30 protein-coding genes are annotated in these 26,746 nt (G+C 43.0%); 18 read left to right on the forward strand and 12 right to left on the reverse strand.

Features of this window, described 5'->3' with window-relative positions; genetic code table 11:
- Positions 1–7: 7 nt before the first annotated feature.
- Positions 8–1,243, reverse strand: coding sequence for a DEAD/DEAH box helicase (locus MHN30_RS08560; protein ID WP_130164283.1), 1,236 nt, complete (start codon positions 1,241–1,243; stop codon positions 8–10).
- 421 nt (positions 1,244–1,664) lie between these two features.
- Between MHN30_RS08560 and MHN30_RS08565 the strand changes: the two genes are divergently transcribed.
- The gene (locus MHN30_RS08565) at positions 1,665–1,949 is read left to right on the forward strand and encodes a hypothetical protein (RefSeq protein ID WP_130164284.1); all 285 of its coding nucleotides are present in this window, start codon (positions 1,665–1,667) and stop codon (positions 1,947–1,949) included.
- Between the two features lie 41 nt (positions 1,950–1,990).
- Here MHN30_RS08565 and MHN30_RS08570 read toward each other — a convergent pair whose 3' ends face one another.
- Positions 1,991–2,425 (reverse strand): hypothetical protein, encoded by a 435-nt coding sequence (locus MHN30_RS08570; protein WP_010373924.1) that lies wholly within the window; start codon positions 2,423–2,425, stop codon positions 1,991–1,993.
- Positions 2,426–2,690: 265 nt separating this feature from the next.
- On the opposite strand from MHN30_RS08570, the gene xthA reads away from it, so the two are divergent.
- The 3 genes from xthA to rlmA all read left to right on the forward strand — a co-directional run bounded on the left by xthA (position 2,691) and on the right by rlmA (position 5,002).
- Positions 2,691–3,500, forward strand: coding sequence for an exodeoxyribonuclease III (gene xthA, locus MHN30_RS08575; RefSeq protein WP_130164285.1), 810 nt, complete (start codon positions 2,691–2,693; stop codon positions 3,498–3,500).
- Positions 3,501–3,581: 81 nt separating this feature from the next.
- Positions 3,582–4,205 carry an energy-coupling factor ABC transporter permease gene (locus MHN30_RS08580; protein WP_130164286.1) on the forward strand — a complete coding sequence of 208 codons (624 nt, stop codon included), beginning with the start codon at positions 3,582–3,584 and terminating at the stop codon, positions 4,203–4,205.
- Complete coding sequence (rlmA, locus tag MHN30_RS08585) at positions 4,202–5,002, forward strand: 23S rRNA (guanine(745)-N(1))-methyltransferase (RefSeq protein WP_130164287.1); 801 nt, start codon at positions 4,202–4,204, stop codon at positions 5,000–5,002. Before MHN30_RS08580 ends, rlmA begins: the two co-directional genes overlap by 4 nt.
- Positions 5,003–5,069: 67 nt before the next feature.
- Here the strand turns inward: rlmA and yfbV are convergent, their stop codons facing one another.
- Positions 5,070–5,516: a terminus macrodomain insulation protein YfbV gene (gene yfbV, locus MHN30_RS08590; protein ID WP_130164345.1), complete on the reverse strand. Its 447-nt coding sequence runs from the start codon at positions 5,514–5,516 to the stop codon at positions 5,070–5,072.
- 152 nt (positions 5,517–5,668) lie between these two features.
- On the opposite strand from yfbV, the gene MHN30_RS08595 reads away from it, so the two are divergent.
- The 7 genes from MHN30_RS08595 (at position 5,669) to MHN30_RS08625 (ending at position 12,221) form a co-directional block, all read left to right on the forward strand.
- The gene (locus tag MHN30_RS08595; RefSeq protein ID WP_045989341.1) at positions 5,669–6,868 is read left to right on the forward strand and encodes an acetate kinase; all 1,200 of its coding nucleotides are present in this window, start codon (positions 5,669–5,671) and stop codon (positions 6,866–6,868) included.
- A 2-nt stretch (positions 6,869–6,870) separates the two neighbouring features.
- The gene (gene pta, locus MHN30_RS08600) at positions 6,871–9,018 is read left to right on the forward strand and encodes a phosphate acetyltransferase (RefSeq protein ID WP_026001076.1); all 2,148 of its coding nucleotides are present in this window, start codon (positions 6,871–6,873) and stop codon (positions 9,016–9,018) included.
- Between the two features lie 157 nt (positions 9,019–9,175).
- Positions 9,176–9,556: an ACT domain-containing protein gene (locus MHN30_RS08605; protein ID WP_039497430.1), complete on the forward strand. Its 381-nt coding sequence runs from the start codon at positions 9,176–9,178 to the stop codon at positions 9,554–9,556.
- Positions 9,553–10,065, forward strand: a complete 513-nt coding sequence (locus MHN30_RS08610) for a PTS glucose transporter subunit IIA (protein WP_039497428.1) — start codon at positions 9,553–9,555, stop codon at positions 10,063–10,065. Before MHN30_RS08605 ends, MHN30_RS08610 begins: the two co-directional genes overlap by 4 nt.
- Positions 10,062–10,409: an ArsC family reductase gene (locus MHN30_RS08615; protein ID WP_039497426.1), complete on the forward strand. Its 348-nt coding sequence runs from the start codon at positions 10,062–10,064 to the stop codon at positions 10,407–10,409. Before MHN30_RS08610 ends, MHN30_RS08615 begins: the two co-directional genes overlap by 4 nt.
- A complete protein-coding gene (dapE, locus tag MHN30_RS08620) occupies positions 10,409–11,536 on the forward strand; it encodes a succinyl-diaminopimelate desuccinylase (protein WP_239359238.1) in 1,128 nt (375 codons plus the stop codon). The genes MHN30_RS08615 and dapE overlap by 1 nt, the downstream gene beginning before the upstream one ends.
- Complete coding sequence (locus tag MHN30_RS08625; protein ID WP_130164346.1) at positions 11,529–12,221, forward strand: M15 family metallopeptidase; 693 nt, start codon at positions 11,529–11,531, stop codon at positions 12,219–12,221. The genes dapE and MHN30_RS08625 overlap by 8 nt, the downstream gene beginning before the upstream one ends.
- Before the next feature lie 43 nt (positions 12,222–12,264).
- Here MHN30_RS08625 and MHN30_RS08630 read toward each other — a convergent pair whose 3' ends face one another.
- Positions 12,265–13,152 (reverse strand): NAD(P)-dependent oxidoreductase, encoded by an 888-nt coding sequence (locus MHN30_RS08630; RefSeq protein WP_239359240.1) that lies wholly within the window; start codon positions 13,150–13,152, stop codon positions 12,265–12,267.
- Between the two features lie 128 nt (positions 13,153–13,280).
- On the opposite strand from MHN30_RS08630, the gene MHN30_RS08635 reads away from it, so the two are divergent.
- On the forward strand, positions 13,281–13,796 hold the full coding sequence (locus MHN30_RS08635; RefSeq protein ID WP_010373899.1) for a glutathione peroxidase: 516 nt from the start codon (positions 13,281–13,283) through the stop codon (positions 13,794–13,796).
- Positions 13,762–14,742, forward strand: a complete 981-nt coding sequence (locus MHN30_RS08640; RefSeq protein ID WP_239359242.1) for a 2-hydroxyacid dehydrogenase — start codon at positions 13,762–13,764, stop codon at positions 14,740–14,742. Before MHN30_RS08635 ends, MHN30_RS08640 begins: the two co-directional genes overlap by 35 nt.
- 78 nt (positions 14,743–14,820) lie before the next feature.
- On the opposite strand, the gene MHN30_RS08645 is transcribed toward MHN30_RS08640, so the two are convergent.
- Together MHN30_RS08645 and MHN30_RS08650 are read right to left on the reverse strand one after the other, a co-directional pair.
- Positions 14,821–15,408, reverse strand: coding sequence for an ABC transporter substrate-binding protein (locus tag MHN30_RS08645; RefSeq protein ID WP_010373895.1), 588 nt, complete (start codon positions 15,406–15,408; stop codon positions 14,821–14,823).
- Positions 15,409–15,730: 322 nt separating this feature from the next.
- Complete coding sequence (locus tag MHN30_RS08650) at positions 15,731–16,711, reverse strand: zinc-binding dehydrogenase (protein WP_226898914.1); 981 nt, start codon at positions 16,709–16,711, stop codon at positions 15,731–15,733.
- Positions 16,712–16,866: 155 nt separating this feature from the next.
- On the opposite strand from MHN30_RS08650, the gene MHN30_RS08655 reads away from it, so the two are divergent.
- The gene (locus MHN30_RS08655) at positions 16,867–17,838 is read left to right on the forward strand and encodes a LysR substrate-binding domain-containing protein (protein ID WP_010605058.1); all 972 of its coding nucleotides are present in this window, start codon (positions 16,867–16,869) and stop codon (positions 17,836–17,838) included.
- 61 nt (positions 17,839–17,899) lie between these two features.
- Here MHN30_RS08655 and MHN30_RS08660 read toward each other — a convergent pair whose 3' ends face one another.
- Positions 17,900–19,402: a bifunctional diguanylate cyclase/phosphodiesterase gene (locus MHN30_RS08660; protein WP_239359244.1), complete on the reverse strand. Its 1,503-nt coding sequence runs from the start codon at positions 19,400–19,402 to the stop codon at positions 17,900–17,902.
- A gap of 252 nt (positions 19,403–19,654) precedes the next feature.
- Positions 19,655–19,897, reverse strand: a complete 243-nt coding sequence (locus tag MHN30_RS08665; RefSeq protein ID WP_039497408.1) for a DUF465 domain-containing protein — start codon at positions 19,895–19,897, stop codon at positions 19,655–19,657.
- Positions 19,898–20,283: 386 nt separating this feature from the next.
- Here MHN30_RS08665 and purM point away from each other — a divergent pair, with 386 nt between their 5' ends.
- The 3 genes from purM to MHN30_RS08680 are packed head-to-tail and all read left to right on the forward strand — an operon-like array spanning position 20,284 to position 22,695.
- Positions 20,284–21,336: a phosphoribosylformylglycinamidine cyclo-ligase gene (gene purM, locus MHN30_RS08670; RefSeq protein WP_039497406.1), complete on the forward strand. Its 1,053-nt coding sequence runs from the start codon at positions 20,284–20,286 to the stop codon at positions 21,334–21,336.
- Positions 21,336–21,986 carry a phosphoribosylglycinamide formyltransferase gene (gene purN / locus MHN30_RS08675; protein WP_010605061.1) on the forward strand — a complete coding sequence of 217 codons (651 nt, stop codon included), beginning with the start codon at positions 21,336–21,338 and terminating at the stop codon, positions 21,984–21,986. The genes purM and purN overlap by 1 nt, the downstream gene beginning before the upstream one ends.
- 13 nt (positions 21,987–21,999) lie before the next feature.
- A complete protein-coding gene (locus tag MHN30_RS08680; protein ID WP_239359246.1) occupies positions 22,000–22,695 on the forward strand; it encodes a DUF3108 domain-containing protein in 696 nt (231 codons plus the stop codon).
- A gap of 64 nt (positions 22,696–22,759) precedes the next feature.
- Here MHN30_RS08680 and MHN30_RS08685 read toward each other — a convergent pair whose 3' ends face one another.
- The 4 genes from MHN30_RS08685 to MHN30_RS08700 all read right to left on the reverse strand — a co-directional run bounded on the left by MHN30_RS08685 (position 22,760) and on the right by MHN30_RS08700 (position 25,834).
- Positions 22,760–23,524 (reverse strand): class II glutamine amidotransferase, encoded by a 765-nt coding sequence (locus MHN30_RS08685; RefSeq protein ID WP_010605063.1) that lies wholly within the window; start codon positions 23,522–23,524, stop codon positions 22,760–22,762.
- Between the two features lie 331 nt (positions 23,525–23,855).
- Positions 23,856–24,338: a YbaK/EbsC family protein gene (locus MHN30_RS08690; RefSeq protein ID WP_239359248.1), complete on the reverse strand. Its 483-nt coding sequence runs from the start codon at positions 24,336–24,338 to the stop codon at positions 23,856–23,858.
- Positions 24,339–24,542: 204 nt separating this feature from the next.
- On the reverse strand, positions 24,543–24,827 hold the full coding sequence (locus tag MHN30_RS08695) for a hypothetical protein (protein ID WP_130164293.1): 285 nt from the start codon (positions 24,825–24,827) through the stop codon (positions 24,543–24,545).
- 119 nt (positions 24,828–24,946) lie between these two features.
- Positions 24,947–25,834, reverse strand: coding sequence for a LysR family transcriptional regulator (locus tag MHN30_RS08700; protein WP_130164294.1), 888 nt, complete (start codon positions 25,832–25,834; stop codon positions 24,947–24,949).
- A 147-nt stretch (positions 25,835–25,981) separates the two neighbouring features.
- Here MHN30_RS08700 and MHN30_RS08705 point away from each other — a divergent pair, with 147 nt between their 5' ends.
- Positions 25,982–26,698, forward strand: coding sequence for a haloacid dehalogenase type II (locus MHN30_RS08705; protein ID WP_239359298.1), 717 nt, complete (start codon positions 25,982–25,984; stop codon positions 26,696–26,698).
- Positions 26,699–26,746 lie beyond the last annotated feature (48 nt).

Here is a 26,746-nt window from a genome sequence, read left to right on the forward strand (position 1 = left end):
TAAGCCATTACTTCCTTTTACGCTTGGTTCTTGTTCCTAGAATACGCTTTTTGTCTCTTTGCTTCTTAGATTTACCAGAATTACGGCGAGTGTCTTTAGGCTCTTTGGTTAAATCAGGTTCATAGCCTGGCAGCCATTGCGGTGCAAATCGCTCATCTAAGAAAATTTCTATTTCTTCTAGTAGCCACTGTTCATCAATACTCACAAGCGAAATGGCTTGGCCGTTTTGTCCTGCACGACCACTACGGCCGATACGGTGCACATAGTCTTCAGCAACATAGGGTAACTCAGCATTGAAGACATAGTTTAGCGAGTCAATGTCAATGCCACGAGCTGCTACATCCGTTGCGACCAAGACGCGAATTTCACCTGATTTGAATTGAGATAGCGCTTTGTCACGCGCGCCTTGAGACTTATCACCGTGGATCGCTGCGGTTTTAAGGCCATCCTTATTCAATTCTTTTGCGTAGCTATCAGCACTATTTTTTGTGCGAGTAAACACCAGTACCTGATGCCAATTATTTTTGCCAATCAAGTGGGCGATCAATTCACGTTTGCGATCTTCGTCTACCGAATAGAAAGTTTGCGTAACTGTACTTGCGGTGCTGTTCTGGGATTCAACACCTACTCGCTTAGGGTCGTTCAACCAAGGTTTTACTTGGGATAACACAGCATCGTCAACCGTAGCTGAAAATAGCAACGTTTGACGCTTAAGCGGCATAGTGCGCATGATCCGCTTAATTTCCCCCATAAACCCCATATCTAACATGCGATCTGCTTCATCGAAGACCAAGTGTTGAATATTTTTGAGTGTTAATGTGCCTTTGATTAGGTGGTCAAGTAAACGCCCAGGTGTCGCAACCACTACGTCTACACCCGCTCTTAAGCGCTTTTCTTGCGGGCCAATATTTGCACCACCATATAAGCACACGACATTTAAGTTAGTGTTCACAACTAACTTTTCAGTATGTTCTGCAACCTGCTGTGCCAGCTCACGAGTCGGCGTTAATATCAATGCCCTAACCGATTTCTCACCTTGCTCACCGCCTATCAGCATGGAGTGCAAAATCGGTAGCATGAAGGCAGCAGTCTTACCGGTTCCAGTTTGGGCACTTGCAATTAAATCACAACCACTGAGCAGAAGTGGAATACTCTTTTCTTGAATTGGTGTGGGTGACTCAAACCCAAGCTCAGTAATTGCGCTTAGTAGTTCAGGGTGAAGTTGTAACTCGCTAAATGTCATTGGAGATCAGTGTCTATTACCAAAATTGAGCGGATTATAGCAAAGAATTATCTAAGCACTGTAATGTTCAATCTAGTTAACCTGAGGTTTGGATAAGGAATGTTCCAACTCATTGTTTCTAAAGGACAACTTAGTTTTTTCCTTGCCTAGCCAGAGAGTTTTAGGGAAAACACCGCTTCAGCGTCCTGCTCTTGCTAAGGTACCTACATCCTGTAGGCAAGGCGAATTTACGCACCAATAGCTGGCTATTGGAAGTGAATTCAACGCAGTTAGCGCTAAAACTGGCTGCTAGAAAGGCATTAATTATCCGCAGCTCAGGTTGGTTACTTTCCACTGATTTTTATTTAGCCAGAACAACTTCTCAGATAAGATTAAGCACGCTAACGCACAATGCTCAAAAGTGATAAATAAGGAGATGCACATGTCACAAAAGCAATTGAAAGTTTTAGCGGTGAGCCTAGGGTTTCTTGCCATTGCGCCTTTATTTGGTTTACTCATTGCTGAACTTAGTGTTGCAGTACTGAATTGTCGGGTTTCAGAAAGTGGTCATTCTGATTGTGTTATCGGCGGTATTGATATTGGAATGCTACTGGCCATTTTATACACAGGTGGTTGGGTAAGTATGATTTCTATCCCTGTGGCAGGCTTGGCGGCTTTGCTCTGTTACACTAAATACCGTGATGCAAACCTAAATAGAAACCAATAAAAAAGGGGCTAACTGCCCCTCTTCTCTTCACATCAATTTGATTAAATTGCTGCGTTTCTGAATTCTTTAACAAATTGCTTAACAGGCATATCGTTACAACGTAAGTTGCGAACCTGTTGGTTGTTCAAACGTAAGTGATTAACGCCGTGACGTACTGCATCTAAACATAGCTCAGTTGCGGTATCTGTTTTTTCAGCGATTAGCTCAACTTTCTTTTCTTGCTTTTGCGAGCGCTTTGCCGCTTTTGCAAACTCACGAATATCTTCACCATTACAGTGGATGCTTGGTGAGAAGCGAGAAATAAATAGGCCTAGTGATGCAGCTTCTTTACGTGCTGCACTGAAACCTTGCTCTGCTGCAACAGCACATACTTTCGTCGCTGGTGATGCGTCAGCTTGAGTGAACTCAACCTGTGAAGCGAAAGCCGTTGTAGAAACCAAAGAAACAAGACCAAAGAAAGAGAGAGATTTAAGCATAATATACCCCAATTGAACGATTCGGCGCGGATTATAATTACAACGACGAAGAAGTAAACAGCTAAATCATGCAATTTTGGTTATTTAATGATCTATTTACACTAAGCTAAAATCCTCGTTATCCTCTCGCTAAACTTGTGCAAAATTTAACAACTGCCAACATGCTTCTCAGCTGACTAAAGAAGTAATTTCACCCAAGCGCTGACCCTCTCGTTTTTAAGTGATAAACTTTGCCAAATAACAGCAAGAATCTAAAGAGAGCGCTATGAAAATTGTTTCGTTTAATATAAACGGCCTCAGAGCTAGACTGCATCAATTACAGGCATTGATTGAAAAACACCAACCTGATGTCATTGGACTACAAGAAATTAAAGTCCATGACGAAGCTTTTCCTATCGACGATGTAGAAGCGCTTGGCTACCATGTTTACTTCCATGGTCAAAAGGCGCATTACGGTGTGGCACTACTCTCCAAGAAACCTGCAAAAGCTATCCAAAAAGGCTTCGCTACGGATACTGAAGAATCACAACGTCGCATGATCAGCGGTACATTTGAAAGCGATTCAGGTAACGAAGTTACCGTTATGAATGGTTACTTCCCTCAAGGTGATAACATCAGCCATGAAACTAAATTTCCGTATAAAAGACAATTTTATGCAGATCTCATGACCCACTTAAATGATTTTGCCGATCCTCAATCTAATCTTGTTATCATGGGCGATATTAATATTTCTCCACTGGATGCGGATATTGGTATTGGTGAGCAAAACCGCAAGCGTTGGTTAAAGACGGGTAAGTGCTCGTTCCAACCAGAAGAGCGCGAATGGTTAAAAACACTGCTAGATTGGGGCTTTAAAGATACATTTAGAGTGCTGACACCTGATGCAACCGAAAAATATTCGTGGTTTGATTACCGCTCAAAAGGGTTTGATGATAACCGAGGTCTACGCATAGATGTGGTTTTAGCAACCGCTCCATTAACTGCGAAATGTATCGAAAGTGACATAGATTACGAATTGAGAGGAATTGATAAGCCCTCGGATCACGCACCAATTTGGGCAACTTTCGACATTTAATCATCTGCTTTTTCCGCCGAGACTGTAAATACAGTGCTCGGCATAGAGCAAAATCACCAAATTTAAAAACTGGATAGAAACGTGACGTTTATCGCTGCCCTTGGGTTATTTTTACTCAGTTTCCATCGCAAAGAATACCAGCAATTACTACAAGTACCAGCCAGACAAACCGGCGTATTAAGTTGTTCGGTTGTCCTCACGTTACTGTGGCAAATAAAAGCAGGCATTTTACCTGAGCTGAACATTCATATTCTTGGAATAACAGCAGTAACGTTAATTTTAGGCTGGCGACTGGGAGCGTTGAGTGCAACTTTGGCATGCCTCGTCCATAGTTACTTTAGTGCTTTTACCTTGGTGGAGTTTGGTAATTTTTGGCTGTTTACTGCACTGATACCTGTCTACTTAAGTTATGGACTCTTTGCCCTTTGCTATCATCATTTACCGCGGCACTTTTTCGTTTATATTTTTGTTTGTGCATTTATTTTCGCAGGTACGGTGGGCTGTTTAAAGATACTTCTAAGCGCATTCTATTATTATGCAATCGATGCCTATACTTGGTATCAGTTGGCAGACAATTATCTCCATTTTGCCGTAATAATGTGGTTCCCTGAAGCCATGTTAAATGGCATGGCCATCACCTTACTCATTACATATCGCCCACATTGGGTAAAAACTTTTTTTGATAGGGAATACTTAGACAAATGATCTCCCACTACCGCTGTCCACTGTGTAAACTGCCTTTATATCAAGGCGGTGCAAGCTACAGCTGCAATAATAATCATCAATTTGATATTGCCAAAGAAGGCTATGTCAACTTACTACCCGTGCAAAATAAAAAATCAAAACAGCCGGGCGACAACCAAGAAATGGTCGCAGCGCGTCGGGCATTCTTCGAAACCGATCATTATCACTTTCTACGTGATAGGCTTGCACAAATTGTCTCTGAAAAAGCACCGACTACCCTGCTGGACTTAGGATGTGGTGAAGGCTTTTACACCCATGAAATAGCAAATCGCTGCGAGAATGCCAAAGTCTACGGGGTCGATATCGCAAAGCCTGCTGTCCGCTATGCCGCTAAACGCTATCCTCAAGTAGAATTTAGCGTAGCCTCCATCAAAGAGGCTCCTTTTGAAAATGAATTTGCAGATGTGATTGTGAGTATTTTTGCGCCAGTGTTCGCCGAGGAGCTCGTCCGTCTATGCAAACCATCAGGCAGTTTGTATGTCGTCTCACCCGGCGAGCATCATCTATTCGAACTCAAGTCTCTGATTTATGACAATGTAAAGCTACACAAAGCACCAGAAACACCACAAGGGTTTGAATTGGTTGAACGGACTAAATTACAACAAACACACAGAATGGAATTTGAGTGTGTTGAACACTTAATCATGATGACGCCATTTGCTTGGAAATTTAAGCAACAACACATGGACAGATTACAGAAGATGGACCATATCGAAATCACGCTCTCGTTTTTGATAAACCAATATCAGCGCAAGTAACCCAACATCAGATCACCAATTATGAGCAAATCGCTGCCTACTTGCTTGGTAGGCAGGAAAACAGAAACTACAGATTTTCTTGCATAAACGCTTTGTCCATTTTATCGAACATATCTTTTAGCAATCGCGCTAAATCTCTATATCTAGGTTTTCTTGAGGACAGGGGGGCATCGTAGCCATTGGCAACCATCTTCTGGTGCAGTTCTGTATACCAAGAATACAAAGCCGGATTTAACGGCGTTTCAGCTCTTTTACCAAGCCATAATAACCCTTGGACAGGAAGCGATAAAAAGAACAAAGCAATCGCAATGGCTTGCGGCAGATATTGAAAACCCAATTGGCTGGTCTGCAAAAACAGGGTAAACACCGCCAGCATAGGCATTGTATTTAAAGCAAGTTCTGTCGCCTTGATCACCCTAAATTCGGGGAACAACGGTGCTAATTCCTTGCGCATAGGCCACTCTTTCGAGTATTGACGTCCAAGTTGCACTTGCGAAATAAGACTTTTTTGCATCATAACTCCTAGGTGCTAACTTTTATATAAAAAATGAGGTAAAATCGACGTCTTTACTGTCAACTATACCTTAGTCTAAATGCGTAGCTTATATGCGCTATAGCTTTAAGCTTAATACGCAATAACTGTTATTGTCAAAACGGAAAGTCATTATGTCATCTCAGCATGTTTTGGTTCTTAATTGTGGAAGCTCCAGTCTTAAGTTTGCAATCATCGATAACGCAACGGGAGAGGAGATATTATCAGGTCTGGCTGAACGCCTAGCTGAACAATCACCACAAATTAAATATAAGTTCCAAGGCAACAAGGAAATCGTGCCCCTAAATAGTGGTGATGCGCACCAAGTTGCGATCACGACACTTGTAAAACTCATCAAAGATCTCGCGTTAGACGCAAATCTTGTCGCTGTCGGCCACCGCGTTGTACACGGCGGTGAGCGCTTTACACAATCTGTCATTATCGATGACTCCGTTATAAATGCTATCCAAGAAACGGCTAGTCTGGCGCCTTTACATAATCCAGCTAACCTACTTGGGATCCGCGCAGCTCAAGCAGCATTTGCGCATCTACCGCAAATTGCTGTCTTTGATACGGCTTTCCATCAAAGTATGGATCAAACAGCGTACCTTTATGCCCTACCTTATTCACTATATCGTGAACATGGTGTTCGACGCTACGGTTTCCACGGCACCAGCCATGCTTATGTATCGGCGCAGGCCATCGAGATTTTAGGCTTAAAAGATAAGCCATCTCGTATTATTACCGCACACTTAGGCAATGGTTGTTCCGTTACCGCAATTAAAGACGGTAAATCGGTGGACACCAGCATGGGCTTAACACCATTAGAGGGTCTAGTGATGGGCACCCGAAGTGGTGATATTGATCCGGGCTTGTTCTCGTTTTTAGTTAACCACCTGAACTATTCAACACAGCAAATTGACACCTTGTTGAATAAACAAAGTGGCCTTTTGGGTATTAGTGAGCTTTCTAACGATTGCCGAACGATTGAAGAAGCTGCACAGGAAAACCACCCTCAAGCAACACTGGCGCTTGATATTTTCTGTTATCGTTTAGCCAAACAAATTGCTAGCTTCTTGGTACCACTAAACGGTTTAGATGCACTTGTATTTACCGGTGGAATTGGCGAAAACTCTGATGTTATCCGTGAAAAAGTAGTAAACCAGCTTAACTTCCTTGGCATGCATATCAATAAAGCGCGTAACCTCAACGCACGCTTTGGAAATCAAGGTGTGATCACTGATGAGTCTCACTCTCCTGTCGCTATGGTCATCCCAACCAATGAAGAATGGGTGATTGCCAACGACGCAGCTACGCTTGCTAAAGGAGTGTAATGATGGGTCGTCGTATTATGCTTATTCCTATTTCAACGGGCGTTGGTTTGACGTCGGTGTCTGTAGGAATAGTCCGAGCACTGGAACAAAAAGCGGTAAAAGTAAACTTCTTCAAGCCAATCGCACAACCTCGTAAAGATGAAGTCGGCCCTGAGAAGTCAACACTCATCGTTCAGCAAGGTTCAACCATTGCCCCACCCACGCCCTTTGAGCTGAGCTACGCTGAGCAAATGATAGGTGATGGTAAAGGCGATGATTTGTTAGAAGAAATTGTGGAGCGCTTTGAAGGCACAGTACAAGACGATGAAGTTGCCATCATTGAAGGAATGGTTCCCACCCGTCGTCAACCTTACGCTGGCCGTGTAAACCGCGAGATTGCGCAAACATTAGGTGCAGATATTGTGTTTGTCTTAACGCCGGGTAATGACTCTATCGACGAGCTTGAAGACCGCTTAGAGATTGCCGCTGGTAATTATGGCGGTGTAAACCACCCTCGCGTATTGGGTTGTATTTTCAATAAAGTGAATGCACCGCTGGATGAAGATGGCAGAGCACGCGCCGATCTGGTTGATCAATACAAACCAGAAGAGCTTGAAAACGAAATGAATCGTTTGGCATCGCTGCCTATTTTCAGAAAACACCCATTTCAACTTTTAGGTGCCATACCATGGGACTTTGACTTAGTAGCGCCACGAGTTATCGACTTAAGCAATTATTTAAAAGCCGAAATCATCAATGCGGGTGATATGGAGCACCGTCGTCTGCGCCGTGTTACCTTCTGTGCAAGAACAGTATCGAACATTCTTAACCACTTTACACCAGGTGCTCTGTTGGTTACTCCTGGCGATCGGTCGGATATCCTAGTCGCAGCGTGTTTATCGGCCATGAATGGCACCAAGATTGGCGCTATCTTGTTAACTGGTGGATTCAAACCAGAAGAGAAGATCATGACCTTATGTGAGCAAGCGATGGATACCGGTCTGCCTATCCTTGCTACTGAGGCTGATACTTGGCGCACTTCTTTGCTATTACACAATTTCAATATGGAAGTGCCCAGCGATGACGAGCAGCGCATTGAGCGCGTAAAGCAGCACAACGCCCGTCACATCGATAGCGAATGGCTGGAAAGTTTGGCCAAAGGGGTCGCAAAAACTCGCAAACTCTCCCCTCCTGCGTTTCGTTATCTGCTAACTGATTTAGCTAGACGTGCAAGCAAAACCATTGTGCTGCCTGAAGGTAATGAGCCGAGAACGATTAAGGCAGCTGCTATCTGTGGTGCGCGAAATATCGCTAAAACCGTACTACTTGGGGACAGAGAAGAGATTGAACGTATCGCCCAGCAACAAGGTGTTGAGCTTAATGAAAACGTGACTATCTTATCTCCTGAAGAAGAGCTGCAAAAGTACATTGCGCCTATGGTTGAGCTACGTAAAAACAAAGGCCTAACCGAGGTCGTTGCGGCAGAGCAGCTGCAAGATAACGTCGTGCTAGGCACCATGATGTTAGCCGAAGGCCAAGTTGATGGCTTAGTATCTGGTGCGGTAAATACTACCGCCAATACTATTCGCCCACCACTACAGTTAATCAAAACGGCACCAGGCGCGTCGTTGGTAAGCTCAGTATTTTTCATGCTGCTACCGGACCAAGTGTTGGTATACGGCGACTGTGCAATTAACCCAGATCCAACGGCAGAGCAGTTAGCAGATATCGCAATTCAATCTGCAGATTCCGCTGCAGCATTCGGCATTGAGCCTCGCGTTGCCATGATCAGTTACAGCACAGGAACATCTGGACAAGGTGCAGACGTAGAAAAAGTGCGTGAAGCCACCGAGATCGCACAAAAGAAACGCCCTGATCTCGATATTGACGGGCCGCTGCAATACGATGCCGCCATTATGGAAAATGTCGCACGTAAAAAAGCGCCAAACAGCAAAGTCGCTGGTAAAGCAACGGTATTTGTCTTCCCAGATTTAAATACAGGTAACACCACATACAAGGCGGTACAGCGAAGTGCTGAACTTGTTAGCATCGGACCTATGTTACAAGGTATGCGTAAGCCGGTTAACGACCTAAGCCGTGGGGCTTTGGTTGATGACATAGTATACACCATTGCCTTGACTGCTATTCAGGCAACACAAATCGAAGAATAATCTTTATACCAAGGGCTCAATGCATGAGCCCTTTTCTTTTTCACCTCACTAATCCTTTCTTTTGCCTAGAATTCAGGCGAACGCTCTGGTCTTTAAATTGACTTCGCTATACTATGAATTATACCAATTGGTATTTTTCCAAAAACAAGGGTTGGTAATGTCAAAGCAAACGCTGCAATTGCTCAAACAAGAATTTACGATACATAGCTTGGATTGCGATGACGCTGTTCCACAAGCAGTGTTAAACAGTGAAATCTTTTTTATTGCCAAAACTGAGGATGAACTCTCTATCGTTTGCGCGTCAGATATCGTAGTCAGTAGCCTCGCGGCTGAAAGTCATTGGAGAGCATTGGAAGTCGTGGGCCCGCTGGGGTTTTCGCTGACGGGGATTATGGCTAATATTTCTGGTGTGCTAGCAAAGTCCAACGTCTCTATTTTTACCTTATCAACATACGATACCGATTACATTCTTGTAAAAGAAAGCCAAATCCAGCAAGCGATGCAAGCGCTCAAAAAAGATGGATATTTATTACTTTGATTGAACTCTCACCACCAATCCAATATCGGCCAATATCCCAAATCGCAAACCCGATTGCGCACATTCCAAGCCCTTTTTCCGGCAAAGTCTTACCGCTAAGTACGCATCCAAACGCGGCGATTGCGTCTGGTATGTTAGGAATAGGCGTTTGCGTACAAATGCGTGTGCCTTTGTTGCTATCTCCTTGTAACGGAAAACTAATCCAGATCAGAAAAAATAACTGCGAATACATTTTACACGCCAATAACGGCTTAAAAATGTTACTGAGCTTAGAAATCGGCAATGAGTTTGCCAAACCCGAATATCTCAAAGCAAACAGCTTTGGCAAAACCACGATAAAGCTTGGAGAGCCGCTATGCTTTTTTGATATTCCACTCAGTGAAGCAAAAACCATGGCCGCCATTGTGCTACTCAATGCACAAAAGCTTGGTGCGTGTTATTATCCTTTAAAACAAGTATCTGCGGCCAAAGAGCCGATAATCACAATTGCAAGGGCGTGTGCTTTATGACAATCACCATGTATGGGATCAGCAACTGCGATACCATTAAAAAAGCCAAAAAATATCTCCAAGACAACAATATCGAATTCACCTTTCACGACTATCGCAAAGATGGATTAGACGAAGCTCTACTCACTGCTTTTATTGACCAACTTGGCTGGGAAAACGTGTTAAACAAACGCGGGACCACATACCGAGCGCTTAGCGAAGAACAAAAACAAAATCTCGATGCGCAGTCAGCTAAGCAACACCTTTTGGCGGCACCAGCCATGATAAAACGCCCTATTTTGCAGTACCAAGGTCAATATCACTTGGGTTTTAAAGCTGCACAGTATGATGAGATTTTTGCCTAATGAGCGAAGTAGTTAAGCTCGCTCAAGCTCTGATCCAAAGGGCTTCTGTTACACCTGATGATGCTGGTTGCCAACAATTAATGAATGAACGTTTGGCAAAGCTTGGCTTTACCATCGAAGAACACTTCTTTGTTGATACGCTCAACACCTGGGCACGAAAAGGCGACAGCGGACCACATTTTTGCTTTGCTGGACACACAGATGTAGTACCGGTTGGTGACGAGAGTCAATGGCAGCACCCGCCATTTGCTGCAGTGATTGAAAATGACATGTTACATGGCCGCGGAGCTGCTGACATGAAAGGCTCACTTGCAGCTATGGTCGTGGCAACGGAAAGGTTTATCGAAAAACACCCCAACCACAAAGGGTCATTGTCTTTTCTGATAACCTCTGATGAGGAAGGCCCTTTCGTGAACGGCACAACTCGAGTTGTAGATTTATTAGAAGCCCGAAACGAAAAAATTGATATGTGCTTAGTCGGTGAACCTTCATCACGCCATGAGCTCGGCGACGTCGTAAAAAATGGTCGTCGCGGTTCACTCACCGGACACCTAAAAGTGATTGGAAAACAAGGTCACGTAGCTTACCCTCATCTCGCGAAAAACCCCATCCACTTGTCTGCAGCGGCGATTGCTGAACTCAGTCAGACCGAGTGGGATCAAGGGAATGCATTTTTCCCCGCAACAAGCTTTCAAGTTTCCAATATTAATGGCGGAACAGGGGCTGGCAATGTGATACCAGGCTCTTTGCAAGTACAGTTTAACTTTCGCTTTAGCACCGAAGTTACAGCCGATGAGCTCAAACAACGTGTTATTGCAATTTTAGACAAGCATCAACTTGATTATGAGCTGAATTGGATACTGAATGGCTTACCGTTTTTAACAGAGCCAGGTCCATTGCTTGATGTGACGATTGCAGCCATCAAAGAAGTGACGGGAAGGCAAGCCACACCGGAAACTTCAGGTGGCACATCGGATGGCCGATTTATTGCCCAAACGGGATGTAAAGTAATTGAGCTTGGTCCAATTAATGCCACAATCCATCAAGTCGATGAATGCGTGAGTTGCAAAGACTTAGATCAATTAGCCTTAGTCTATGAAAAGATCTTGGAGAAGTTACTTGCCTAGCCGCTATATGCTTACAAGCGCTGAATGCAGCGCTTGTGGCGTTAATGAATCACATCTGGTTTTTTACCATGGTCGTCATGTGCATAGCGCAATCGTTTCTGATCTCAACGCCCTCTCACAAGCTGCAAAAAAGGCCGGTTTTGAGTTTTACATGGCATCCGCATATCGAGGGTTTGAAAGGCAAAAAGCGATTTGGAATAGCAAGTTTGCGATGCACCGTCCTGTTTTTGATATCTCTAACCGAGAGATAGAACTGAGTAATCTCTCAGACATCGACAAAGTAAAAGCAATTATGTTGTTCTCCGCCCTACCTAGTGCTAGCCGCCACCATTTGGGTACTGATCTGGATGTGTTCGCCAAAAACCTTGTACCGACAGGACAGTCACTACAACTAGAACCATGGGAATACCAGCAAGATGGACATCAGCACGAATTTTCGCTGTGGCTTGATGCGCATTTAGCAACTTTTGGTTTCTATCGGCCTTATGATTGCTATCGAGGGGGAGTTGCTGCGGAGCCTTGGCATATTAGCCACCAGCTAACGGCATCAAAACTTGTCACGTTGCAGTCCGTTGATGTGATTGATGCAGTGCTGAAACGTAGCGATATCAAAGGTAAAGACGCAATACTGACAAATCTCAGTGCACTACATCAGCAATTTATCACCAATGTAGCGCAGCCATAACGACTAATGCGACCTTAAGTTACTTAGATTAGAAACGAAAGGGCTATTTGTTTTTGTCGTGGATAGCGTCAAGCCTAGCCAGTAGACTTGAAGTATCAAAACGGTTGCCGCCAAGCGCTTGAACATCCGCATAATATTGATCTACTAAAGCTGTAAGCGCCAAATTAGCGCCGTTACTTCTTGATTCGTCTAGTGCGATGCCTAAATCTTTTCTCATCCAATCGACTGCAAAACCAAAGTCATATTCGCCTGCTAACATGGTTTTATAACGATTTTCCATTTGCCAAGAGCCAGCAGCTCCCTTAGCAATCGTTTCAATCACTTTTTCACCATCAAGACCCGCTTTTTTAGCAAAGTGCAAGCCTTCTGCGAGCCCCTGTACCACACCCGCGATACAAATCTGATTGACCATTTTACAAAGCTGCCCTGCACCCACTTCTCCAATTAATTGGCTAAAGCGAGCAAACGCGGCCATGACTGGTTGTGCTTTTTCAAACGTATTTTCGTCTCCTCCAACCATCACCGTCAACACGCCATTTTCTGCACCAGCCTGACCTCCTGATACCGGGGCATCTAAGAATTCAACTTGTAATTTCTTGGCTTCTTGCGCTATCTCACGGGCAACTTTTGCAGATGTTGTAGTATGGTCAACTATCACAGCTCCCGGCTTTACTCCCGATAAGACACCACTTTCGCCATATACGACTGAGCGTAAATCGTCATCATTGCCAACACACATAAATACAAAATCACAGTCAGTCGCTGCGTCTTTAGGTGTAACTGCAAAGTTGCCAGCATACTCAGCGGCCCATTTTTCGGCTTTGCTGGTAGTACGATTGTATACTGTGACTTGGTAACCCGCTTTTTGCAAATGCCCAGCCATTGGATACCCCATGACACCTAATCCTATAAATGCGACTTTCACTGACATATTTCTGTCCTATTTCGTTGTTATCTTAATAAGAATGGAGTTTTTATACCCGAGCACCTCTGTCATAGCAAATGAAAAAACCGCTTTGATACCGAATAACATGAATAAATCACACGGAGCCTGAAAGGATGGAGAATATTTATCGTTTTAGTGCACAACTTATTGATGGCCAAGTTTTGCCATTACAGTCTCTGGCGGGAAGACCGCTATTGATCGTTAACATTGCGAGCAAATGTAGCTTTGCTCCGCAACTGTCTGCACTTGAAAAGCTATACAGCAAATACAAACCTTTTGGATTTGAGGTGTTGGCCTTTCCTTGTAACCAGTTCGGTCGCAATGAGCCACTTGAAGATGAAATGCTTAAAGAGTTTTACAATACACATTTCAATTTAAGCTTTAAGATCTGTACTAAAACACAAGTCAACGGACCTGATGCACACCCATTATTTAGCTATTTAAAATCTCATACCCGTGGTATCGCGCAAAACCGCGCAATTAAATGGAATTTTACCAAGTTTCTAATAAACTCTGAAGGCATGCTAGTATCTCGATATGCCCCAAGAACAAAACCAGAAACGCTTAAGTCAGTGATAGAGAGCCACATTAATCATGAGAATCGCCCTATTCAGTTCGCAAAACTATGAAGTGCCGTTTTTTGAGCAAGCCGTAAATTCCTACTCTGAACTTGAAATAAGTTTTATTAGTGAGTCACTCAATGAAAAAACGGTTTCGCTGTGCCAGCAATATGACGCGGTTTGTGTATTTGTAAATGACACTGTAAATGCGCAAGTGATTGATAAACTGGCTGACTATGGCGTTAAAACCATCGCCCTACGCTGCGCAGGTTTCAATAACGTTGATATTCAACGGGCAAAACAGCGTGACATAAAGGTTGTCCGTGTTCCAGCCTACAGCCCAGAAGCAGTTGCAGAGCATTGTATCGCGTTGATGCTAACGCTCAGCCGTAAGACACATAAGGCCTACAATCGAGTTCGTGAAGATAATTTTGATCTCAACGGCTTACTTGGTTTTAATATTTATAATAAAACGGTCGGTATCATCGGCTGTGGCAAAATTGGCCAAGCCTTAGTCAGTATCTTAAACGGCTTTGGTGCCAATGTGCTGGTTTATGACCCAAACATTGGAGAAGGCCCCTATACTTTGGTCTCTCTAGATATCTTACTAGCACAATCGGATATTATTAGCTTGCACTGTCCGCTTAATGAATATACTCATCATATTATTGATGATGCTGCGTTTGCCAAAATGAAAGCGGGTGTGATGCTTATTAACACCAGTAGAGGCGCGCTGTTAGATAGCAAAGCCTGTATCGCCGCGCTCAAGTCTAAACGCCTCGGTTACCTTGGCTTAGACGTGTATGAGCAAGAGTCAGAGCTATTTTTTAAAAACCACAGTGAAGAAATAATTCAAGACGATGTTTTCTCGCGTTTAGTTAGCTTCCCCAACGTACTAGTTACAGGACATCAAGGCTTCTTTACCAAAGAAGCACTAAAACAAATTGCAACAATAACCTGTGAAAACCTCGACGCAGCAAGACTGGAAAAACCACTAATGAACCAAGTCGTCTGATTTCAGAACCAAAAAAAAGAGCATATCAATCATGATGTGCTCTTTTGGTTACTTCAAAGTCGGGGGAAGTAATTTGATTTATGCTTTACTCTTCAATTCAGCCGTAACCTGAGCTAAACCTACTTCTGAAATTCTCATCGTGATCTCTTTTTGTTTAGCACTCAATAAAGAAATACCTTCAGCAACCATGTCATACACTTTCCAGTCTCCATCTTTGCTTTGACGAAACTTAAAATGCATGTCTATATCTGGTTTTGATTGCTCTCTTATTACCACCTTAACCGTCGCAAAATCAGCACCATCAGAAACCGGTAACTCTTCAAACAATACGTCTTGGCCTTTGTACTGTAAAAGTGCATTAGCGTAGGTAGATACAAGATAGTTATCAACCGCACCAATAAACTCGATGGCTTCGTCTCTTTTTAACCCTTTAATATGTTTACCAAGCAATTTAAAAGATACAAACTTCACATCGATGTGTGGCATCAAGCGACTACGTACTATGCCCTTCATCTGAGTTTCAGTTGCCTTACCATCTTGATTAACCGTTTTTATATCAGCAAATAGCTTATCGCCAACTTGGTTAATTAATTCATAAGGTGTGTCATTCGCAAACGCGACACCTGAGAAGATGAGAAAACTGAAAATAACAAGTAACTTTTTCATTGTTTAATCCTTATTAAACTGATGACACTAGTCTATCCAATTTGACGAGTGCAAATAAACATATCAATTCGCACCAAATTGATGCCCCTCCGACATCAATTAACGCAATGTAAAATTTCGCCTTACGATGACAATGACTCTTTATGAAGTCGTAAAGGAAAGGCGTATTCCCTTCATGGCGAGGCCTGCAGGGAAGTATACGGTGTTCAAACGATGAAAAATGTCAGAAATTGTATCAATTTATTTGGAAGCTGAGCCTAGCGAATGAAGCCAAACTCAGTATTGTTGCGTGAAGGGGATAAATTATCGTTGCAGATGGGGACTACAGTTTCATATCTGCCGCAAAAAACGTGATGTTATCGTTACTTTCTAGCTTTTTCAGCGTTTCAATTATCGCATCATGCTGCGGTGAAATTGATTCAAGTTGCTGCAAAGTAATTTCATTTTTTTCAAGCTTTTCTGCAAGAGCGTTTCCAATAAATGCCATTCTTTGCTGCGCACAAACGCTATTAGAGAGCCAACTACCACATAAAGAAACAATTCCTATGTTCGGCGCTTTCTTCATTAATATATGCTGTTCAATGGCTGGCAACCCAGCTAGGCAGCTTACTCGGCCACAAAATGTCAAATGAGAAATCAATTGTTGGGTATGTGTACCTGTTAAATCTAGTGCGCCTTGCACCTCTGTTGCACCAAAATGAAGCTGTAGGGCATCGGCTAGGCCGGTGAAGTCAGGCTGGGTATACACGAGATCCGCACCGAGCTTTTCAAGCAGCTTTTTATGTTTGAGCTCGGAACGTGCCGCTACCCCAAGCCCCAGCTGTTTCGCAAATTGTATTGCCATTTGACCAACAGGGTGATGAGCCGACTCGATTAAGACCGTATCCCCTGCATTTAATTGCAGCTTGAATAGCCCTATTAATGCACACATTGCCGGTGCAATTGAAGCGGCAGCCAACTTTCCATCAACATTTTTTGGCAATACAGTAAGCGCGTGACTTGGCACCAAAGCAAACTCGCTCATCGTGCCTTGCTCTCGAATGTCACCGTGCCAAAAAACCCGCGTACCCGGTTCAGGAAACCCCGTTTTACATGCTTTTTCCACGACCCCCACGGCATCCACACCAAACACTCTGTTTGGTGTCTCATCACAGGGGCAATTAGCCACTTTGGTATCGATAAAGCTTAAACCAACGTATTCAACTTTGACCAAGACTTGATCATCGGTTGCCTCAGGTAAGTTAATTTCTCCCTGCTCGAAGGTAAGTCCATTTGTGTGATTGAATCGGACTGCTTTCATCATATGCCTTTGCGTTATGTTAAAAATAAAGTAGTGAGACTAAATTCATTAAACCATTGTTAGCATTTTGCCACAACTTTATTAGTGTAAATATGCCCCTCGCAATTCCAATTGTTTAGTGTCACAATGGCATCAGTCTTAGTGAACTTTCTCGCATTATGGATATTAGCAGCAGATTATTAATCTTTTTAGACGTTGTGGAACGTGGTTCCTTTGCCAGTGCCGCACAACTGAGAAATATCGATCGCTCTGTCATTTCTAAGCAGATGACCAAGCTGGAAGAAGAACTCGGTGTAAGATTAATGAATCGTACAACTCGTTCCTTCTCGCTCACCTCTGCAGGTTCCGAGATGGTAAAAAAAGCAGAAGAGCTAAGGCTGCTACTAAACGATACTCAGCGTATCGCACAGAATTATCACACCGAGCCTAAAGGATTGCTTAAAATCGCCAGCTCTACTGTGGTAGGTCGACGCTATGTACAACCTGTTATCAATGACTTCCAAAAACGTTTTCCTCATGTTGAAGTTGAGCTTAGGCTTGAAGATAGGCTCGTGGACTTAGTGGGTGAAGGTTTTGATTTAGCTTTTCGTGTCGGCGAGCCAAAAGATTCATCGCTTATCGCCCGCAGAATTGCGCGCAATCGATTGCTCATATTAGCAAGCCCAACGTTCTTAAAAACCCATGGCACGCCAAACTCGCTCGAGGAGCTCAGCGAATTACCTGCAGCAACCTACGCCAGTGATGCATTAAGGTTTACCAGTATCACCTATCAAGACGAGCAAGGTATCGAACAACAAATGCCTGTGAAGAGTATCTTCAGAACCAACGACGGAGATACATTAATGGAAAGTGTCCTATCCGGTACTTGTTATATTGTTGCACCAGCCTTTTTAGTCGGCAAAGAAATTACTGAAGGCAAATTACAACCGATTTTAACTAATACAAAGCTGGTCGATTTTGCTGCGATGTATGCGCTCTACCCCCACCGCGACTTGCCTGTTAGAACAAGACTCTTTTTAGACGCATTCCGGGCATATATTGGTGAAGAGACCCCAATATGGGAAACTGAAATCCCAGGGTTTGAACAAATGTACGGCTTTATCCCACCTAAACCCATGTTAACTTTCTAGTCGACTGCAATTTATTCGTATATCTGGGTATCAAGCTTTTTGCAGAGGGAGGGTATTGACCTCAACCGTCTAACCTTTTCATCGCCCCTCTCACCATGTTCTGGGAATTAATCCACTTTACGCATTCGCTTAGCGAGAGTGGTTCACATATCTGAAAGCCCTGAATATAAGGACAGTCTAAGCTATACAAATATTGCAAACAGGCATCGCTTTCAACACCCTCGGCAACAATACTGCAATTCAATTTACGCGCTAAAAACATACTGGTTTCTACTATGGCTTGATCTTTTTCACTTTCATGACTTAGCCTTACAAACGAACCATCTATTTTAATCTGCGAAATTGGTAACTCTTTTAGAATAGAAAATGAAGAAAAACCAGTCCCAAAATCATCAATACTCACTGCAAATCCCATGTCTATTAATGTTTCAATTAAGCTTCTCGCTTTTTCCACTTCTTCCATTACGGTGCTTTCTGTAAGCTCAAATACTATATGAGTTGGGTCTACTCGATGAGTATCCAGTAGCATGGCAAGGGTATTAATTAGATTCTGTTCAGCAAAATCTTGGCAGGAAAGATTGATATGCACAACCAACTTGTCATCTATTTCAATCAATATTGCGAGGTCTTGGAATACACGGTTAATCACAAACGCACTCAATTGCCTGATCAAATTATTGCGCTCCGCTAACTCAATAAACTGATCTGGCATTATCATTGTGCCATCGGACTGAGGCCACCTTAATAGCGCTTCTACTCCATGAATATCACCGCTTTGAGAACACACTATCGGTTGATAATAGAGCGTCAGTTCACCTCGAGCGAGCGCAACTTTGAGGTTAGCCAACAGTTGGAATTCAGCCTCAATTCCCTCATGGAGCTCTTCATCGAAGATGACGATGCTTTGACGGCTATGTTTGGCCGAATACATGGCAATATCGGCTTGCTTCAAAAGGTCAAACACATCAAGTTGGCGCGATTTAGTCCATAAGCTTGCTCCTGCACTATACGTCACGTCCAGCTGCAACTCTTCAATTTCTATACCTGACTTTAATTCGCTCAGCAGTGCATTATTTTGAGAGTAAATACAATTTACGTCTGTCACGTCCATCAAGATGATAAATTCATCGCCGCCCATGCGATATAACTTGCTACGAGGAAGCAATGCTGCGCGCATCTTGTGGGCAAGTTCCACCAGCAACTTATCACCAAAGAAGTGCCCTTTTGCATCATTGATCTGTTTAAAATTATTCAAATCAACCAAGATAACACTAAAGTCGAGCTGCTGATGTTTACGTTCATTAATGGCATCAATGCAGCGCTGACGATTCTCCAAATCCGTTAAAAAATCATGTTCAGCGTTATATTTGGCCTGCGTTGCAATTTCATTTAATTCTTGCAGGCTAGTTAGACTTAGACAATTCACCACAAAAACAAAAATGGAGCCAAGAAACAGGATTAAACTTAAGCCTTGCTCAATAAAACTAGCGCTATTGTGATCGTACAGGAAGTAGGCAAAGCTCAAGTATCCGAGTTCAAACAGAGCCATAAGAATTAACAACACTCGCCACCCGACCGAAGAGGTTAATCGACATATCTTAAAGGCCGGAGAAAAAGCTAATCCCATGATAAAGCTGCCAGCTAATACTAATATAAGTGCAATCAAAGGAATCGTCGTGGATGGAATACAATGGTTAGAGTATAGATTATAAATCTGCCCTTGCTCGGGACAGGCTAAATTATTCAACAATTGGTGGAGAATATAGCAGCGGACTTGGCAGCCCGCTCACATCGGCCGGTTGGCCTTGATTAACAGTTAATCTGCACTTTTTAGAATTCGGTAAAGTTGATCTTTTAACCACAGCCTCTTTTTCTTCAGTGATTCAAGATACTCATCACTTGAGTGCTCTACACCGTCTTCAATTCGAATAACTTCATTGTCTACTTCATGGTAATCTTTAAATAACTTTGAGAAATGTCCATCAGACAGTTTCAAGTCGTGAATTTTATCTTTAAATTCTGGGAGTTCTTTAGCTAGGCTGTGGCGTTCAATATTCATCGTTTTATTCCCATAATTAGCTAGGTAATCTGAGTTTAGGTTCAAACCTCAGGTTAAGGCTGAAAATGCATTTGAGTTTTGGGTAGACCCAATCAATGCGCCGTTAGTGACAGTGATTTCGAATACATTTTTTGAAGTTACTGTCTGATTGGGTCTGTATTCATAGTACGCTGCTACCTTCCTTGAATATTGATCTAACGCAAATCACATTCAGTTATAAACAATCAAAGTTTTTGTCGTTTCTTTATACTGTTCGAGATACGAAATCGAGGACCTTTGACCACATTCTTAGGGTTTCTCGCAAAGTCGCTAGCCGCCTAGATGCAATTGTTGTAAAATGTCGGCGTTTCTAAGCAAATCTATCTAGCAACTTTTGAGGAAAACCTGTGAGCGAACAAAAACAGTCTCTTAGTTATAAAGACGCTGGCGTTGACATCGATGCGGGCAACGCATTGGTCGAAAGAATTAAAGGCGTAGTGAAAAAAACTCGTCGCCCAGAAGTAATGGGTGGCATTGGTGGTTTTGGTGCACTATGCGAACTTCCAACTGGATATAAAGAGCCTGTTTTGGTTGCTGGCACTGACGGTGTTGGTACTAAGCTACGCTTAGCTATCGATTTGAAAAAGCACGACACAGTAGGTATTGACCTAGTTGCTATGTGTGTTAACGATCTTATTGTCCAAGGCGCTGAACCCCTATTTTTCTTGGACTACTATGCTACAGGCAAGTTAGACGTTGATGTTGCGGCGGACGTAGTATCTGGTATTGGTAAAGGCTGTGAACTATCTGGTTGTGCGCTTATCGGTGGTGAAACGGCTGAAATGCCAGGCATGTACGAAGGCGATGACTACGATATGGCTGGCTTTTGTACTGGCGTGGTAGAAAAGTCTAAAATCATAGATGGAACTAAAGTTGCGGCTGGCGATCAGCTGATTGCGTTGGGTTCAAGCGGTCCGCACTCAAACGGCTACTCTCTAATCCGTAAAGTACTAGAAGTATCTGGCGCAGATACTAACGCAGAGTTCGAAGGCAAAACTCTAGGCGAGCACCTGCTAGAGCCAACGCGTATCTACGTGAAGCAAATCTTAGCGCTATTAAAAGAAGTTGATGTTCACGCACTTTCTCACATCACTGGCGGTGGCTTCTGGGAAAACATCCCTCGCGTGCTACCTGAATCTGCAAAAGCGGTGATCAAAGGTGATAGTTGGCAATGGCCTGCAATCTTCAACTGGTTACAAGAGAACGGTAACATTGCAACTCACGAGATGTACCGCACATTCAACTGTGGTGTTGGCATGATCTTAGTTGTTCCTGCTGACAAGCTTGAGCAAAGCCTTGACATCCTGAAAGCACAAGGCGAGAACGCTTGGCACATTGGTGAAATTCAAGACGCTCAGGCTGGTGAAGAGCAAGTTGAGATCTTAGGTGGTGCCGAGTAATGGCACCCACTCGCCTTGTTGTTCTGATTTCTGGTAGTGGTTCAAATTTGCAAGCAATCATTGATGCTTGCAAAGCTGGCTATATTCAAGGTGAAATTGCTGCCGTTATTAGTAATAAAGCGGACGCATACGGCCTAACCAGAGCGCAAGAGGCTGGTATAGCAACATCTGTTTTAGACCATAAACAATATGCTTCTCGTGAAGAGTATGACGTTGCGCTTGGTCAACTAATTGATAGCTTTACACCAGATTTGGTTGTATTAGCTGGATTTATGCGTATTCTAACTCCAAACTTGGTGCAAAAATTTAGAGGAAAAATGTTGAACATTCATCCTTCTTTGTTGCCTAAGTATCAAGGGCTGAACACCCACCAAAGAGCAATCGATGCAAACGATGCAGAACATGGTGCTAGCGTTCACTTTGTCACAGAGGAGTTAGATGGTGGTCCTGTGGTCTGTCAGGCCAAGGTCGCTGTTCTTCCAGATGATACGGCAGAGTCACTGGCGCAACGTGTGCATAAGCAAGAACACATTCTTTATCCTTTGGTGGTCAAATGGTTCAGTGAACAAAGACTAACAATGGAAGCAGACTATGCTGTTTTTGATAACAAAACCTTACCAGTTCAAGGTGCGCCGTACCCAGAAAAATAAAAAATGGAGCGCTGTGCTAATTGGTATTAGCGCTCTACTTTCCACTTCGACATTTGCGAACTCACTCACTGAATATCACGCCGAATACCAAGTTTCACGCAAAGGTAAGGTTCATGGTAGTGCCACGCGAGACCTCACAAAAATAGCGGATGCAACATACGCTGTACGTTACAAAAGCGATATCGAATGGATGATTTTTTCAGACGTAAGAACTGAAGAATCATTGTTTAAAGTCGCTGAAAATACCGTCAGCCCACTACATTACAGTATGACTCGTGAAGGGACTGGCCCAGATAAAAGCTACAAAATTAAGTTTGATCACCAAAACCAAGCAATCACCTCCAGTGAAGAAAAGTATCCTCTGAAAGTGAAATGGCTTGAGAATCAACAAGATTTAATTAGTTATCAAGTACAGCTGCGAGAAGATTTAAAGGCGGGAAAGACCAGGTTTAGCTACCCAATCATAGACAAAAAAGGCGACCAGCGAAGCTATGATTTTGAGGTGGCCGGCGAGGAAATGATCACTCTGCCTTTTGGCAACGTCAAAACCATTAAAGTTAAACGCGTTTATGATGATAGCGATCGTCAAGCCATTGCTTGGTTTGCACCAAGTTATGATCATATGCTGGTGAAAATGTACAAAGGTAAAGATGGTATGGAGCAATTTCAGATAGAGCTTAAAACCTACCAACCCAAATCAGAGAGTTGATAGCAACATCGTTAATTCATCAAGGCGGCTCAACTAAGCCGCCTTTGCTTACAAAAACTCAGAACTACACCTTCTCACCTAATTTGAATAAAGCAAACTCACCGGGCTCAAGTTTCTGCCACTGTTCATCGTTGGTCAGCGGTCGAGTTGCAATAACAGTAACAACATCATCTGGTGTGGTTTCTTTTTGAAAATCCACCACCATATCCGCATCAATTAAGGTAGCCTTACCAAATGGGGCTCTACGGGTTATCCAATGTAGGTTATTGGTGCAATACGCCAACACATAAATGCCATCGGTTATCAACATGTTGAATACCCCTTTGTCTCTCAATGTGTGCGCTAGCTTTGCGATATACCTGAAAACTGAGACCATGTTTGACGGGCGGCTTGGGTATTTTTCTCTTACTTTGTCCAAAATCCAACAAAAGGCAAGTTCACTGTCTGTATTCCCAACAGGTCGATAGAAATCAGTTTTTAAATCTTTATAGTCCGAAAGCTGACCATTGTGAGCGTAAGTGATCTCCCGCCCCCATAATTCACGAGTGAACGGGTGGGTATTTTCAAGACAAGTTCGCCCCCTATTTCCCTGTCGAATATGACTTATTACAGACACGCTTTTAATCGGATATGCTTTGACCAGTTTAGCAATTTCAGACTGACAGCTCGGCTCAGGATCTTTAAATGTTCTACATCCTTTTCCCTCGTAAAAGGTGATACCCCAGCCATCTTTGTGAGGACCCGTATTGCCACCACGCTCCAACAAACCAGAAAAGCTAAAACAAATATCCGTCGGTACGTTCGCCGACATCCCCAAAAGCTCACACATAAATCACTTAAACCCTAAATATCATAAAGTTATGATTAAAATACAAATCACAAATATCAAAAGGTCACACGTTTGGTCACACTTTTGACTAGTAGCTCGATTATCTTAATAGTCATACTACTGAATTATTGGCGGTAAGTTTATCATGTATCTCTGTGTCTTTACTTTTTTAAATTCAACTACCTTGAGAGCGGTATTAATACGATTATTTTGAATGACTGTCGGGCTGTTCTCATCTAGAAAGCACTTTATTGGTTGAGAACTTTAATGACCACCCCAAGTTGACTGATAGATAGATCACATAGACACAAAGTAGATTACGAACTGAGGGTTACTTCGCAATATCTAACCAAGTGCCACCTGTAAGCGTATCTAGATCATGCGCTTTTAACTCAAAGACCGAATTGGGCGTGCCTGCAGCAGCCCAAATACGATCGTATCGCTTTAAATCTTTATCAATTATCGTCAACACGGAATCAGTGTGTGCCACAGGAGGCACACCGCCAATGGCAAACCCGGTTTTTTCCCGCACAAAGTTTGCATTCGCTTTTTCGAGCTTTACATTAATTGCAGCTTCCACTTTTTTCACGGACACTTGGTTGCTACCAGAAGCAATTATCAAGACCGCTTTTTCTGTATTGCTATCTTTAAATATCAGAGATTTGGCGATTTGAGACTCAGTGCAACCAATCGCATTTGCAGCATCTTTCGCAGTACGAGTAGAGTCTGCAAGCTCTGTAACGGTGAAGTTATGCCCACGACTGGCTAGGAACTCTTGAACACGTATTGATGAGGATTTTAACGGCAGTGACATCCAATTGCTCTTCCATGCTGTGGTAGTTAAAACCAATCTAACAGCTAGTGAGCGGATTTTAAACATCCAGTATGTTTTATACTATTTGTGATATGAGGCTAACCCTATCTCGGGAGTAGCAGTGAAAAATATCCGAGTATCCCATTAAGAGAAACTCGGATCATGGCTGTATATAAACACTCAAGATATTAAGTTCAGTAAAGTCTATATTGTTACCACATACCATTGGTACGCAAGGCTAGCACCAGCCAATGAGCATGCTAATAAAAAGTTCATTACCTCTTTTGAGCTAAGTGAACGAGACTCCCGAGAAAAATGCTTAGCATGTAATCTCATACCAAGTGGTTGCAATTCTTTTTCATGTTTTGGCAATGCAATCAATCCAGCTAGTAGCATGACTAAACAAAGCATATAACTACCTTGCACGATAAAGAATAGAGTAAGTGAAAATGCGGTGATAGAAAAAATCCAAGAAATGAATTTGAACATAGCAGCTCCGTTTGCTATCAGTGTTACCAGTTTGATTTTACGATCATCACGCTGGCTAGTTTCTAATTTTAATACGGAGTTTAGAGTTATTAGTTTAAAAGTACAAGCAGACTAAAGTATTAGCCCTTATTTTCGAATAATGCCTTCATAAACTCATAGAATGCCTCTGCCTTGCGTGTCTTCAGCGAGTGCTGAGGCCTGACAAACCAAATAGGTGCGTCGTCACTTTCGAGACAACCTGGAATTATAGGTACTAACTCACCTCTTTTTAAGTTATCTCTGATGGCGATGTGAGATTTAACTGCAATGCCATGCCCAGCCAAGGCGGCTGAAGTCATGTTGTCTGAGTTTGAAATCGTAAAACGAGTTTTTGCGTTAAAGTGTACAATTCTACCGTTTGGTTCTTTTAACTTAAATTCTCGTTGCCAAGGTAAGCATACAAAAAAGTGGTTTTGTAATTCGCTGATATTATCAGGCATGCCATAGCGGTCAATATAGCTCGGCGCTGCACATAATATCCGGTGGTTATCGCATAGTTTTCTCGCCAACAACCCAGAATCAGCGAGTTGCCCAACGCGTATCGCTACATCTTGAGCACCTTCAACTATGTTTACAAACTGGTCGTTGATCAGGAAATCGAGTGCTAATTGCGGGTGCGCTTGCTCAAATTGACTTAGGTTTGGCATCACAAATTGTGAAAACACCCAAGGCGGCATAGTAACACGAAGTAACCCGCTCACCGCTGATCCCCTTGCACCTATTTCGTGCTCAGCATCATAAAGCGCCTCTAATATATGCTCCACCCTCTCTCTAAAAGTACTTCCGGCTGGGGACAATGTTAGCGTACGACTATCTCTAAACAGCAAAGTCGTACCTAAATGTTGCTCTAACTTATTAAGACGATGACTAACTGTCGCGGGTGAGAGTCTCAATTGCTTCGCAGCATTAACCACTCCTTGATGTTTAATAATAGCTAAGAATGTTTCGAGTTCAGCGATTGAATACATGTCGATTTAATTTTTTCGAATCTTGCTTTCGAATATGCGCGCTTTGTTTAAATTTATCAAATAAATATACTGCTTCTCACCGCAACTAAATTGGAATTATCAATGAAACGCATCTTAATTAGTCTATACGTTATGTTAGGAGGCCTAATGCCGAATATTAGCCAAGCGAACTCAAAGGTTGAACGCCCGGAAGTTATATTCTTCGATGTCAATGAGACCTTACTTGATTTAGAGTCAATGAATAAACCGGTTAGCCAAGTTTTGGGGGGCGATGAGTCCCTATTACCCCTTTGGTTTTCCACTATGCTACATCACTCGTTAGTGACTACAGTAAGTGGTGATTATCAAGATTTTGGCAAGATAGGCGTTGCCGCGCTACAAATGGTTGCAAAGAACAAAGGCCTAACGATAACTGACTCACAAGCTAAACAAGCAATCGTGCCCGCCCTGCTCTCTTTGCCCCCGCATGAAGACGTCATTCCAGCGCTAAAACGCCTCAAACAAGCAGGCTTTAAACTCGTGAGTTTAACCAATTCATCGAATGCGGGGGTTAAAGCGCAGTTTGAAAATGCCGGTCTAATCACCTATTTTGATCAACGCTTGAGTATTGAAGACATTAAAGTGTATAAGCCCGACCTTAGAGCCTATGAATGGGCGTTACAGCAATTAAATATTCGTCCAGATCAAGCGCTAATGGTAGCGGCTCACGGCTGGGATGTTGCCGGCGCTAAAGCCGCGGGCATGCACACAGCATTTATTGCAAGACCACAAAAGCAGCTCTACCCTCTAGCAGAAGCACCAGATTACGTGCTACCTGACTTAACAAGTTTGGCTGACAAGCTCACCACTTCTGGAAACGAGTAACATTGGAAATGTATCAGCTGGCACCTTGATACCAGCTGATAAAAATGC

Origin of the sequence: Pseudoalteromonas sp. OF7H-1 (assembly GCF_022347825.1) — a bacterium.
Taxonomy (GTDB): Bacteria; Pseudomonadota; Gammaproteobacteria; order Enterobacterales; family Alteromonadaceae; genus Pseudoalteromonas; species Pseudoalteromonas maricaloris.